Source organism: Undibacterium sp. GW821-FHT11B02 (assembly GCF_058808955.1).
Genome location: NZ_JBXASD010000003.1, coordinates 192,082 through 204,841, shown reverse-complemented (window position 1 = coordinate 204,841; position 12,760 = coordinate 192,082). Strand labels below are relative to the sequence as shown.

General features: G+C 50.7%; 11 protein-coding genes. 8 read left to right on the top strand and 3 right to left on the bottom strand.

Annotation, left to right across the window (positions count from 1 at the left end; translation table 11 throughout):
• Positions 1-24: 24 nt before the first annotated feature.
• The 8 genes from AC1RVX_RS07140 (at position 25) to AC1RVX_RS07105 (ending at position 10,013) form a co-directional block, all read left to right on the top strand.
• A complete protein-coding gene (locus tag AC1RVX_RS07140) occupies positions 25-1,266 on the top strand; it encodes a XylR family transcriptional regulator (RefSeq protein ID WP_493216229.1) in 1,242 nt (413 codons plus the stop codon).
• The gene (locus AC1RVX_RS07135) at positions 1,256-2,305 is read left to right on the top strand and encodes an aldose epimerase family protein (protein WP_493215875.1); all 1,050 of its coding nucleotides are present in this window, start codon (positions 1,256-1,258) and stop codon (positions 2,303-2,305) included. Before AC1RVX_RS07140 ends, AC1RVX_RS07135 begins: the two co-directional genes overlap by 11 nt.
• Positions 2,306-2,436: 131 nt before the next feature.
• Positions 2,437-2,838, top strand: coding sequence for a hypothetical protein (locus tag AC1RVX_RS07130; RefSeq protein WP_493215874.1), 402 nt, complete (start codon positions 2,437-2,439; stop codon positions 2,836-2,838).
• Between the two features lie 612 nt (positions 2,839-3,450).
• Entirely contained in the window at positions 3,451-6,339 is a 2,889-nt protein-coding gene (locus AC1RVX_RS07125; RefSeq protein ID WP_493215873.1) for a glycosyl hydrolase 115 family protein, read from the top strand.
• Positions 6,340-6,403: 64 nt separating this feature from the next.
• Entirely contained in the window at positions 6,404-7,699 is a 1,296-nt protein-coding gene (locus AC1RVX_RS07120; protein WP_493215872.1) for a glucarate dehydratase family protein, read from the top strand.
• A gap of 37 nt (positions 7,700-7,736) precedes the next feature.
• The gene (locus AC1RVX_RS07115; protein WP_493215871.1) at positions 7,737-9,032 is read left to right on the top strand and encodes an SGNH/GDSL hydrolase family protein; all 1,296 of its coding nucleotides are present in this window, start codon (positions 7,737-7,739) and stop codon (positions 9,030-9,032) included.
• Between the two features lie 239 nt (positions 9,033-9,271).
• On the top strand, positions 9,272-9,427 hold the full coding sequence (locus tag AC1RVX_RS07110; protein ID WP_186948296.1) for a DUF3096 domain-containing protein: 156 nt from the start codon (positions 9,272-9,274) through the stop codon (positions 9,425-9,427).
• A 70-nt stretch (positions 9,428-9,497) separates the two neighbouring features.
• Positions 9,498-10,013, top strand: a complete 516-nt coding sequence (locus tag AC1RVX_RS07105) for a GFA family protein (RefSeq protein WP_493216228.1) — start codon at positions 9,498-9,500, stop codon at positions 10,011-10,013.
• A 133-nt stretch (positions 10,014-10,146) separates the two neighbouring features.
• Here AC1RVX_RS07105 and AC1RVX_RS07100 read toward each other — a convergent pair whose 3' ends face one another.
• The 3 genes from AC1RVX_RS07100 to AC1RVX_RS07090 all read right to left on the bottom strand — a co-directional run bounded on the left by AC1RVX_RS07100 (position 10,147) and on the right by AC1RVX_RS07090 (position 12,504).
• The gene (locus AC1RVX_RS07100) at positions 10,147-10,626 is read right to left on the bottom strand and encodes a hypothetical protein (RefSeq protein ID WP_493215870.1); all 480 of its coding nucleotides are present in this window, start codon (positions 10,624-10,626) and stop codon (positions 10,147-10,149) included.
• A gap of 249 nt (positions 10,627-10,875) precedes the next feature.
• The gene (gene ppnP, locus AC1RVX_RS07095) at positions 10,876-11,190 is read right to left on the bottom strand and encodes a pyrimidine/purine nucleoside phosphorylase (RefSeq protein WP_493215869.1); all 315 of its coding nucleotides are present in this window, start codon (positions 11,188-11,190) and stop codon (positions 10,876-10,878) included.
• An 81-nt stretch (positions 11,191-11,271) separates the two neighbouring features.
• On the bottom strand, positions 11,272-12,504 hold the full coding sequence (locus AC1RVX_RS07090; protein ID WP_493215868.1) for an argininosuccinate synthase: 1,233 nt from the start codon (positions 12,502-12,504) through the stop codon (positions 11,272-11,274).
• Positions 12,505-12,760 lie beyond the last annotated feature (256 nt).

Sequence of the window (12,760 nt, the reverse complement as noted above, 5' to 3'; positions counted from 1 at the left end):
CCAAGGAGTTGTCTAAATATGAAGATGCCTAACTCGCATAGAATTGCCTTATTGTTCAATGCAAACAAAATATATGACAGGGAAATCATCGCTGGTGTTGCCTCATACCTGAGCTCGACCAGAGTATCGTGGGACCTGTTTCTGGAAGAAGATTTCCGCGCACGCCTGAATGGTATCGAAAGCTGGCAGGGTGACGGCATCATTGCGGATTTTGATGATCCCGTTGTCTGCGAAGCATTGTCGCATAGCCGTGTGCCGGTGGTGGCGGTGGGTGGATCGTACGAAAACGAAGCACATTATCCCAAGGACGTACCCTATGTGGCGACCGATAATTTCAAGCTCATCAAACTGGCTTATGACCATTTGATTGAAGCCGGTTTGCCACGCTTTGCACTTTTCAGCCTGCCGGAAGCACCAGAAAACCGCTGGGCACAAGAACGTGAAAATGCCTTTCTGCAGTTGATGAAACGCGATCGTCTGCCAACAGAAATTTATCGCGGTCAGATCACCAGTGCCCCTTCCTGGGATGAGGCAGTTGAGCAACTGATCAAGTGGCTGGAAGGACTGCCCAAGCCAGTCGGCATCATTGCCGTGACTGATGCCCGTGCCAGGCAATTATTGCAGGCTTGCCTGATTGCCGGCATAGCCGTGCCCGAGCAGGTGGCACTGATAGGCATAGATAATGATCCGCTGGCACGCATGCTGACACGCATACCGTTAAGTTCGGTCATGCAGGGAGCTGAAGAAATGGGGCGTACTGCCGCCCATCTCTTGCATCAGATGTTGAATGGCGCTCGCCTGTCGACCACTAGAATTCTGGTGCCGCCAGTTGGTATCAATGTGCTGACCTCGTCACGGTATGAAACACCGAAACATCCGCATGTGATGCAGGCGCGTCATTTTATCCGCCAGTATGCATGCCAGGGTATCAAGACGGAACAGGTAGCAGATTATGTTGGCATCTCCAGGTCTTCGCTGGAATCGTATTTCAGGCAGGAACTGGGGCGCAGTGTCCACGATGAAATCTTGCATTTCAAGCTGGAAGCAGCAAAGGCCATGCTGACGCAGGGGCAAAACAGCATTGCCGATGTGGCTGTCAGTTGCGGCTTTACGACCATACAGTACATGCATGCCGTGTTCAAACGGGAACTCGGCTGCACACCGCGCAAATATCAGGAAAGCGTATTACAGACGGACGGCAATGCCACTGGCTTGCCGCCGCCACATCCCAACACTCAACTTGCCGAGCAAAGTGATGACGAATAAAAAACCAATATCCTGCACGGCGACAACGGCAGACGAAAATATCTATACCCTGCGTAATGCACACGATATGCAACTAACCATCAGTGACCGTGGTGCATCGCTGGTATCCTGGCTGACACCAGACCGTTACGGGCGTGTGGGCGATGTCTTGCTTGCCTATGCCGATACCGGCAGCTATGTACAAAACCCATTTTATTTTGGTGCCGTCATAGGTCGCTGGGCCAATCGCATCGCCGCTGGACGATTTATGCTGGATGGCCAAAATTATTCTGTGGACTGCAACGATGGCGATAATCACCTGCATGGCAGCAGCACGGGCTTTCACACGGCACGCTGGCAGGCAAGTGAAGAAAAGGGTAGCTTGCGCATGTCGCTATCTTCTCCTGATGGTGAAGGCGGCTTCCCTGGCAATCTTAAAGTGCAGGTGGTGTACAGCCTGGATGATGATGGGAGTTTGACGATAGAGTATGAAGCACAATCTGATGCGCCAACACCGATCAACCTGACATCGCATCCTTATTTTAATCTGAACGCTGGTACCTCGGATATTAAAGACCATCTGTTGAGTATAGATGCATCGCATTATCTGAAAATTGATGCAGCGGGCATCCCCAGCGAACTGGCATCGGTCGCTGGCAGCGCCTTTGATTTTCGCAAGCCTGCACCCATAGGGGCAAGACTGGCCTGGCCAGACCAGCAAATTTTGATGGCGGGTGGTTTTGATCATTGCTATTGCATACAGGCCGGGCTGAATGGCAAACCAGGCCCCTTGCGCGGTGTCGCCAGTGTGTATGACCCAGGTTCTGGACGTAAATTATCAGTCACCACTGACCAGGCCGGTTTGCAATTCTACACCGGCAATTTTTTGAACGGTGTGGCCGGACGTGATGCCCGCGACTATGCAATGCATGACGGCTTTTGCCTGGAAGCCCAGGCCTACCCCAATCAAATCAATGGGCCGTATGCTGAGGAAGTTATCTTGCGCCCAGGACAGGTTTACAAGCGGACGACTATTTATAGGGTTTTTTTGCAGAACTGACGGGTACTCGTTGCCGTTAGGCGAGAACCCCCATCATGAGCAGGGTTGAACTCGTCGCCTGCGGCAGCATATCCTTTTGGAAGCAAGGCTTGGTTGAAAACCTGTGGCCTCATTCTTGAAAGGAAACTGCAATGAATCAGGATTTATCTCAACGCACACAACTGCGGGGCTTGGGCCGGGCACTGCGTGATTTGCACAAGCGGTTAATTGAGGTTGAAACGCAATATTTTGGTGCAGTGGGCGGCCCTTTGGAGCATTTGCATCTGGTGGTGAATCATCCTCATTTTGCGTGGCTGCAAAAATTGTCCAGCCTGATGACGCAGATGGATGAACGTCTGGATGATGCAGAAGACGTCAGCGTTGCCGAAGCCTTTGCATTTCGTACAGCAATAGAAGAGCTGATCGGCCCCAACGAAAAGGGTGATATGGAATTTCGTGCCAGGTACAATGTACTGTTACATGACTCACCAGATGTCGTAATGGCGCATGGTGCGGTGCGGCAAATCTTGCTGGCTATTCTTCCGTCGAAATAGTAAGACTTATGCGCTGCGCCCTTGCAGGGGCAGCGCATTGACAAAACCTATCCTTTCTCTCTTCCAAAAATGGGCAACAGTCTGTCCATTTTCTTGTTACACCCTTCGCCCCGTACAACAAGCATTCCATCAGTATGATGAAATTATCTGGCAGATACTGCGAGTAATCATGCTCAGGATTGGTGACTTTCATAATTGCTTAACAAGGCAACTGAGGGCATTCTTTATGCTGCATAAATTCATAGCATGTGTTTGAAGGCGGACTTGCCATATGGTCAGTTACATACATACATTCATTGCTGTGTTTGGTAGCTAAAAATCAAAATAAAATTGATAGGGCTTGCGAAAAACCACCCCAAAGCGTTGTAGCTCCTGGCCGTACTAAAGTACGGTCTTCGTCGCTGCACCTTGTTGTGACAATTTTGCGTAAGTCCTAATTGAGACAAAAATGCCAAAAATGAACGAAAGGGCATGCCACCCAGTTACTGGGGCTATCGGTTTGCGCGCATTACACCTGCTTTTTCAACACCCAATTTAATTAGCCAGAGCGCTGGCGGCATGGTCGTTTGGCGCGTAGATTCTTCATGCAGATGAACATTGACTGAAACCAATATGAACAGAGAGTTTTCAAGGCTGGTGTTTGCAACAGCGTTTCTTTTGACCATGGTCAATAACAATTGCTTTGCCCTGGGTGAAAAAAGCTATGTCAATTTAACGGCGGAGACGGGCGACCTGATTCTGGTTGGTGCCAATGGTGCAGCCAGCCTGTATGTTGATGCCGGTGATTATGCGAGCGTTCAAGGTGCTGTAGGCAATCTGCAAAAAGATATAGAAAGCATTAGCGGAAAAAAACCAGCTATCACCAACGACGTGCACGCCTTGAAAGGTCAGGCTGTTATCGTTGGTACCATAGGGAAAAGCAAGCTGATTGATCAGTTGATTGCCGCACATAAAATTGATGTCAGAGGTATAGTGAATCAATGGGATGCATATCAACTGGTGACAGTACAAAACCCTTTGCCGAATGTAGAGCAGGCACTGGTGATTATCGGCAGTAATAAACGCGGCGGTGCCTACGGTGTTTATGATTTGTCTGAACAGATAGGTGTGTCACCCTGGTACTGGTGGGCAGATGTGCCTTTGAAAAAGAAGAGCAGCATCTCCATTCAGAAAAATACTCTGGTGCAGGAAATTCCCAAGATCAAATATCGCGGCATTTTTTTGAATGATGAAGCACCGGCATTGAGCAGCTGGGTCGCCAAAAATTACGGCAATTACAATCATCAGTTCTATGGCAAGGTGTTTGAATTGCTGCTGCGCCTGAAGGCCAATTATCTGTGGCCAGCCATGTGGAACAATGCCTTTAATGTCGATGATGAGCAGAACAGGTTACTGGCGGATGAAGTTGGCATCATCATGGGTACATCACATCACGAACCCATGATGCGTGCCCATAAGGAATGGACGGCAGAAAACGGCAAATGGGATTACCAGAGCAATAAGGTAAAACTGTACCCCTTCTGGGAAGGTGGCGTTACTCGCAACAAGAACCAGGAAAGTCTGATCACCGTCGGTATGCGTGGCGATGGTGATGAACCGATGTCGGAAAGTGAAAACATTTCGCTGTTGGAAAACATCGTCAAGGACCAGCGGCAGATCATCAGCAAGGTGCATGGCAAACCAGCCACTGAAGTGCCCCAGGTCTGGGCCCTGTATAAGGAAGTGCAGACGTACTATGAAAAAGGCATGCGCGTGCCGGATGATGTGACCTTGCTTTGGTGCGATGATAACTGGGGCAATATCCGCCGCCTGCCCAAGCCAGAAGAACGTAAGCGAGCCGGTGGTGCTGGGGTCTACTACCACTTTGATTATGTAGGTGGGCCGCGCTCTTATCGCTGGATCAATACCAATTCCATTGCCAAGGTATGGGAACAAATGGATCTGGCCTACAACTTTGATGCCAGACAGATCTGGATCGTCAATGTCGGCGATTTGAAACCTATGGAATATCCCATAGAGTTTTTCTTGCGCATGGCCTGGAACCCGGAAAAATGGCCGAAAGAACGCCTGCCAGAATTTGGAAAATTATGGGCAGAACGTGAATTTGGCGCAGAGCATGCAGATGAAATCGCTGCCTTGATGACTGGCTATTCGCGTCATAATTACCGCCGCAAGCCAGAACTGCAAGACCCCACCACCTACAGCCAATTGCATTACGATGAAGCTGACCGGGTGACGGCAGAGATCAAGAATTTGCGCAGCAGGGCAGAAGCACTGTACACAAAAATGCCGACGGAATACAAGGATGCGTTTTTCCAACTGGTGCTGCACCCGGTCAAGGCCAGTGCCATCGTCACCGAGATGTATGACATGGTGGGCAAAAACCGCTTGTATGCCAGACAAGGCCGGGCCAATGCAAATGACTATGCAGACCAGGCACGTGCACTGTTTAAAGCCGATGCTGATTTACAGCGCCAGTACGATACTGAACTCAGCCATGGCAAGTGGCAGCACTTCATGGATCAAACCCATATCGGTTATATCCACTGGGACCAGCCAGCGGCGAACACTATGCCAATGTTGTATGACTTGCAGCCACACAATGCTGCTGACATGGGCGTGGCAGTGGAAGACAATGAACCCGCCTGGCCACAGAATGCAGCATCCGTCTGGCCACATCAGGGTAATTATCAACTGGCACGCTTTGACCCTTTCGGGAAGCAGCAACGCAGCATTACCGTTTTTAACAAGGGCACCAAGGCATTCAAGTTCGCCGCCAAGGCCAGTGCGCCTTGGATCATCCTGAGTGATACCAGTGGCCAGGTTGAAACCAGCCAGACCATCAATGTTTCCATCGACTGGAGCAAGCTGCCCAAGGGTAAGGCCGAAGGAATGGTCGACATCAAAGGCACGGGCTGGGGCAGTGCCAGCATTCAGGTATCTGCCCTGAACGTTGCGCCGCTGCCGGAAGATTTCAAAGGTTTTGTCGAGTCGGATGGCAATGTAACGATAGAGGCGGAACACTATAGTCACGCAAAAAATGCTGCGCAGTTTTCCTGGCAAAAAATTCCCGAACATGGACGGAACTTATCTTCCATGGCGGTATTTCCTAGAAACGACAGGCATTTTACCGACCTGGCACTGGCCCCTTACCTGGAATATACGGCTTACCTGTATTCAACCGGTGAAGTCAACATCGACACGATTTTTGCCCCCACTCTGCCTTTTGCTGAAGGGGCGGGTTTGCGTTTTGCCATTGCTGTTGATGACGAAAAACCGCAGGTACTCAATATAGTCAAAGACATGAGTTTAAAGGCCTGGGAGGATTCAGTACGTGATGAGATGCGTAAAATTACCAGCCGCCACCATATTGCCAAAGCCGGTGTGCATCGTATACGCATTTACAGCATCGACGCGGGTGTCACGCTGGAGCGCATCGTCATGAATACAGGCGGACTGTTTGCAAGTTATCTGGGGCCACAGGAAAGTGTAAAGCGCTAGTGGACAGGATGTTGCCGTCCTGGGCGGAAGATTATTTGAAAACTATTTTTTGCATGGGTAAATAATGAATCAAACTATTCGTAGTGCCACAATGATGATACGCCAGGTACGTGTGACGCCGATTGCGTTTCGTGATCCGCCTTTGCTCAATGCCAGCGGCATTCATGAACCATGGGCATTGCGCAGCATCATAGAAATTGAAATCGCTGATGGTCGCGTCGGCATTGCCGAAACCTATGGTGACCAGCCCATGCTCAAGGTGCTGGAACAAGCTAAAACCCTGCTGGCAGACCTGACACCGTTTGACTTGAATGCGATGGAAGTACGCGTGCGCAAGACCATCTTGTCTGACGGCGGTGGGAAAGGCGTGCAGATAGAACTGGCACCCGGCTCGCATATCAACAAGAATGCAGATAAAGTCATTAGCGCGCTGGAAGTGGCCATGCTGGATTTGCAAGGCCAGATACTGGGCTTGCCCGTTTGTGATCTGTTGGGCGGAGCCGTGCGTAAGGCGGTGCCGTATAGCGCCTATCTGTTCTACAAATATGGCAAACACATAGATAATCCCTATCCCGCAGATACCTGGGGCGAAGCACTGACACCGGCGCAAATCGTCAGGCAGGCACAGACCATGATCGCGCAATACGGTTTTAAAAGCATCAAGCTAAAAGGTGGTGTGATGGAGCCAGCGCAAGAAATCGCTGCCATCAAGGCCCTGCGGGAAGCTTTTCCCACGCTGCCATTGCGCCTTGATCCCAATGCCAACTGGACACTGAAAACCAGTATCGCTGCAGCAAAAGAGCTGGATAGTTTGCTCGAATATTATGAAGACCCGACACCAGGCCAGATAGACATGGCCGAACTGGCAAGGCATTGCGATGCGCCACTAGCAACCAATATGGTCGTGACGACCATGGAAGAATTCAAGCGTAATGCCTCAACCCATGCAGTGGAAATTCTGCTGTCTGACCACCATTACTGGGGCGGCTTGCGCGCTACGGTGTCGCTGGCGCGCATGTGTGAAGTATTTGGCATGGGCATGTCCATGCATTCCAATTCCCACCTCGGCATCAGCCTGATGGCCATGACCCATGTGGCGGCTGTTATCCCCGGCCTGACTTACGCTTGTGATACCCATTACCCCTGGCAGGAAGAAGATGTCATCAAAGGTGGGCGCGTGCGTTTTGTAGATGGCTCTGTACCCGTGCCGACGACTCCTGGTCTGGGTGTGGAAATTGACCAGATCAAACTGGCGGTATTGCATCAGCAATATCTGGAATGTGGCATACGCAATCGTGATGACCTGGGGCAGATGCGCAAATATGATCCGGATTTCAAAGGCACCAGTCCCCGGTTTTGATATCGGTTTTTGCCAGCAATTACAAAAGAGAGAAAATATGAGACAAACAATGTTGCGCGCTCCGTTACCCGTTCGTATTGCGGGCATGTTGCTGACGATGGGCTTGTCCTTGACTGCCATTGGCGCAGCGGCTGCGGATTCAGCCAAACCAGGTGCAGACTGGCATTGGGTTGCATCCTGGGGGGCAGCGCAACAAGTGCCGGAACAGGACAATATGTTGCCAGCAGAACGCTGGCGTGAATCCAGCTTGCGCCAGATTGTGCATGTGTCGCTGGGTGGCACCCGCGTGCGTGTGCGGTTCAGTAATGTGTTTGGTACGACACCGCTGTTTATTGAAGCTGCCAGTCTGGCCAGGGCAATCGCACCTGGCAAGACAGACGTTGATGCTCCGACCATGCAACAACTTAAATTTGCTGGCCGTAACACTGTCATGATACCGGCAGGGGCTGAATACTATAGTGATACGGTCGTCTTGCCACATGGCTCTGCATCGGACCTGGCCATTTCCATGTACTTCAAGGGAGAACCAGTGCGCCAGACCAGTCACCCGGGTTCCCGTACCAACAGTTTTTATGTCAAGGGCAACCGTGTACTTGAGCCAGTATGGACTGATACCGGCAAGGTCACGCACTGGTACCAAATTGCCGATGTCGAAGTGCTGGCACCGCACAATGTAGGTGCCGTGGTGGCGATAGGTGATTCGATTACGGATGGTGCCGGTTCAACGACTGACGGCAATGATCGCTGGCCCGACATGCTGTCTGCCCGATTGCTTAAAGAAGGTGCACCAGCCACAGGCGTGATCAACGCAGGTATCGGCGGTGGACGCATGCTGCGTGATGGCATCGGCCCCAATCTGGCTGCTCGTTTTGAGCGCGACGTGATTGCCCGTAGCGGCGTCACGCATGCCATCGTCATGATCGGCGTCAATGATCTGGGTGGTCAGCATCGCAACGGTGATGATGTTCCGGAAGCCCGAAAAAAAATCATCGAAGACTTGCTGACTGCTCACATACAACTGGTTGAACGCGCCCATGTACATGGTATTTGCGTCATTGGTGCTACCATCACCCCATATATGGGCAGCGATTATTATCGTCCGAACGTATCTAACGAAGAAGATCGACAGGCCATCAACGCCTGGATACGCAACTCCGGTGTATTTGATGCAGTGGCTGATTTTGATGCAGCCATCCGCGATCCGGCACAGGTAGAGCGTATGCGCAAAGAATATGACTCTGGCGATTTCCTGCATCCTTCACCAGCAGGTTATCGTGCCATGGCCAATGCCGTTCCCTTGCCTGCATTGCTGAAGTGTGTGATTCGTCAGTAAGGCTTCTGCAGCCCATTCATCCCGCTCAAGCCTTCGCGGCACAACTGAGAGACTTTCGGTTGTGCTGCGACGGTTTACTTCACAGAAAATCGATCAAAATTCCGTTTTGAAGAAACTGCTGATGGATACCAAAGCAAGTTTTCATGCAAAAATGATCAAGTCGCGTTAACATGGGCAGTCGGCTATAGATTTCCATGTGTTAGCCCGTCATTTCTCTTTCATTTTTTGACTGATTATTCATGAATATTCATCTTTCCCTCATGCCGGTTCTGGCTTTGGTAGCTGGCCTTTGTATCCTGGTTAAACCCAAGCTGGTGAGTTTTATTGTGGCTCTGTACCTCATCGTAGTCGGCCTTGTCGGCATACTGGGGCTGGGGCGCTTTAATATTTTTTGATGAACACTCGGGTGGAATAGGGGAGGGCTAATGCTATTTCACTCGACATTTCCAATACGGGACGGACATGATGACGACATCTGTATTTCCTCTGGAAGGCGGCTGTGATTGCGGGCACATACGTTACCGCATGCTCACCACACCACTGATAGTCCATTGCTGCCATTGCCGCTGGTGCCAGCGCGAAAGCGGGGCGGCATTTGCACTCAATGCCATGATAGAAGCAGACCAGGTGCAAAACCTGGGTGGCGAGCCGGATATGGTGAACACTCCATCAAATAGCGGTGCCGGGCAACAAATCGCCCGCTGCCCGCACTGCCGCATTGCCGTGTGGAGCAATTATGCCGGTGCTGGCCCACTGATGAAGTTTGTGCGCGTAGGTACGCTGGACCAGCCCGACCATTTGCCGCCAGATATGCATATCTTTACCGACTCCAAACAGCCTTGGGTCAATTTGGCCGGAGATATACCCGTGTTTGCCGAATACTATGACCGTGCACAATACTGGTCTGCCAGCAGCCTGGCACGACGGGCAGCGTTATTGCCGCAGATAGAGGCTTACCAGGCAGCGCGCAAGAAATTATGAATGTGAAAGAGCCTGCGTCAGCAGGCTTTTTATTGTTAAAGTAACCCCAAGCGGAATTTACCTGACATTGTAACCGGCCATTTCGCACCTCGAAAAAACCGGGAAGGCGTCAGCCGGGATTTTTTATATATTGCTACCCGATATGAAAGACTAACTCATTCAGAACCAGGATGACGACCCCCATTGCGATGTAGGCCGACATTGCGACAGCAATAGCGCGCAACCAGGATTTGCGGCGAAAATTGTTACCAACACGTTCCTTAAAGTACTTCACTTGAACTCGTGCATCTGCAACGTACCAAATTAGGAGCATTCCTAAGCTTGAGATGACGTAGTAAACATCGCTGTGATAGAGCTCCGTAAAGATGAAGCCGCTCACTGCTGCTATTATGCAAATGATAAGGAATATGTTGGCTTTGCGCGCGCGGTCTGATTCACGTAAAGCAGACCAGTTTTCCATGTGTATAAAAGTGCCAAAGATCGGAGTGAGGAAGAAACTCAGCGTAATCGCTACGTCAGGCGACCATAATTCTAGTGGTTCAGTTCGCGGGGCTTCGCCATTCTCCGCTTTAATCTCGGTAAGAATTTCACCGAGTGTTTTTTCCTCTGCCATGTTTAACCTTAACTCACTTGGATGACCGCTTGGGGGCAATTTTGCGACGGGCCGCTATTGGCCGACAGCCGTCTGAGTATGATAGCTTCACTGATTGGCACAACAAAATCCTTACCTCCCATGGCAAGTTTGAATGCGAACGCATGGCAGCATCTAAATGCGAATAGGTGGCAAGGTCGATGCGAATAGGTAGTTTACAATTTGCATCGCTTTTATAAGATATTAAACTTCTGTTTCAGCGTTGCCAGCTCACACAAAGTGACAAACATAATCCAGCGTATCAATAGTTTCAATATCAAAGCTGGAATTGGCTGGGACATTGAATTGCTGGCCACCTTCGTAGGTATTCCATTCAGTTTCCCCTTTGAGGCGGATGCGGCATTTGCCAGCGTTCAGTTCCATGATTTCTGCTGCACCGGTATTGAATACCAGGCTGGATGGGAAGATGACGCCTATGGTTTTTTTGCTGCCGTCAGCAAACAGTACCGTGTGAGACACGCATTTGCCGTCGAAATACAGATTGGCTTTTTTGACGACGCTGACTTGATCAAATTGGGTGGACATGCAGGATAACTCCAAAAAAAGACCCGCCATATTGGGCGGGTCTGGAATAGATAAAAATCTGAGTGATAGGTGCTTAACTGATTACTGACCGCGTTTTGCGCGGGCATTGGCAGCAATACGCATGCGCAATGCATTCAGTTTGATGAAGCCGCCAGCGTCTGCCTGGTTGTAGGCGCCGCCATCTTCATCAAAGGTTGCGATGTTCATGTCGAACAGCGAATCGGTTTTGGAATCGCGCGACACCGTGATGACATTGCCTTTGTACAGTTTCAGGCGTACCCAGCCGTTGACGGTGTGTTGGGTATGATCGATCAGTGTTTGCAGCGCGACACGCTCTGGTGCCCACCAGTAGCCGTTATAGATCATGCTGGCGTAACGTGGCATCAGGTCATCTTTCAGATGGGCGACTTCACGGTCCAGGGTGATGGATTCAATGGCGCGGTGGGCGCGCAGCATGATGGTGCCGCCCGGGGTTTCATAGCAGCCGCGTGATTTCATGCCGACATAACGGTTTTCAACCAGGTCCAGGCGGCCTATGCCGTGCTTGCCACCCAGGCGATTGAGTTCTGTCAGCACCGTTGCTGGCGACATGCGTACGCCATTCAGTGCAACGATGTCACCACGTTCAAATTCCACATCCAGGTATTCTGGTTGATCTGGTGCAGCTTCAGGGCTGACAGTCCAGCGCCACATGGATTCTTCGGCTTCGGCACTTGGGTTTTCCAGGTGGCGGCCTTCAAAGCTGATGTGCAGCAGGTTGGCATCCATGGAGTAGGGTGCGCCACCGTTTTTATGTTTCTGGTCGATTTCTATGCCTGCGTCTTCTGCATATTTCATCAGTTTTTCGCGGGACAGCAAATCCCATTCACGCCATGGGGCGATGATCTTGACGCCCGGCATCAGGGCATACGCACCCAGCTCGAAACGAACCTGGTCATTACCTTTACCGGTCGCGCCGTGGGAAATGGCATCAGCGCCGGTTTCCTTGGCGATTTCGATCAGGCGTTTAGCGATCAATGGGCGGGCGATGGAGGTGCCCAGCAGGTATTCACCTTCATAAATCGTGTTGGCACGGAACATCGGGAACACGAAATCACGCACGAATTCTTCACGCACATCATCGATATAGATGTTTTCAGGTTTGATGCCGAACTTGATGGCCTTGGCGCGCGCCGGTTCCAGCTCTTCACCCTGACCCAGATCGGCAGTAAAGGTGACGATTTCACACTGATAATTATCTTGCAGCCATTTCAAAATGACAGAGGTGTCCAGACCGCCCGAATAGGCGAGGACGACTTTTTTAATATCGCTCATGATGTGCTTTCAAAAATAAATAATAGGGAAGACCAAAAAGCTCACCATAGAGGCACAGAGGAAGGGGAAGATCCTGGTAAGAATCTTCCGTTTCGCAGGCGAATGGCTTGCCATTCGAATTCCCTGCTACACCATAGAGAAAGGCATGAGAAAAACATCATACATTTATCTGCAACTTAGCTCCTACGATTACCCTTTATTTGATCTTGCCACTTCCAATATAAAACGATTACAGAGACATTGAATTAAGACAGTC

Excerpts from the sequence above, each read along its gene's own strand:
- AC1RVX_RS07120 (WP_493215872.1), top strand. The coding sequence starts at position 6,404 with ATGAATCAAACTATTCGTAGTGCCACAATGATGATACGCCAGGTACGT.
- AC1RVX_RS07115 (WP_493215871.1), top strand. The coding sequence starts at position 7,737 with ATGAGACAAACAATGTTGCGCGCTCCGTTACCCGTTCGTATTGCGGGC.
- AC1RVX_RS07105 (WP_493216228.1), top strand. The coding sequence starts at position 9,498 with ATGACGACATCTGTATTTCCTCTGGAAGGCGGCTGTGATTGCGGGCAC.
- AC1RVX_RS07135 (WP_493215875.1), top strand. The coding sequence starts at position 1,256 with ATGACGAATAAAAAACCAATATCCTGCACGGCGACAACGGCAGACGAA.
- AC1RVX_RS07110 (WP_186948296.1), top strand. The coding sequence starts at position 9,272 with ATGAATATTCATCTTTCCCTCATGCCGGTTCTGGCTTTGGTAGCTGGC.
- AC1RVX_RS07130 (WP_493215874.1), top strand. The coding sequence starts at position 2,437 with ATGAATCAGGATTTATCTCAACGCACACAACTGCGGGGCTTGGGCCGG.
- AC1RVX_RS07090 (WP_493215868.1), bottom strand. The coding sequence starts at position 12,504 with ATGAGCGATATTAAAAAAGTCGTCCTCGCCTATTCGGGCGGTCTGGAC.
- ppnP (WP_493215869.1), bottom strand. The coding sequence starts at position 11,190 with ATGTCCACCCAATTTGATCAAGTCAGCGTCGTCAAAAAAGCCAATCTG.
- AC1RVX_RS07140 (WP_493216229.1), top strand. The coding sequence starts at position 25 with ATGCCTAACTCGCATAGAATTGCCTTATTGTTCAATGCAAACAAAATA.
- AC1RVX_RS07100 (WP_493215870.1), bottom strand. The coding sequence starts at position 10,626 with ATGGCAGAGGAAAAAACACTCGGTGAAATTCTTACCGAGATTAAAGCG.
- AC1RVX_RS07125 (WP_493215873.1), top strand. The coding sequence starts at position 3,451 with ATGAACAGAGAGTTTTCAAGGCTGGTGTTTGCAACAGCGTTTCTTTTG.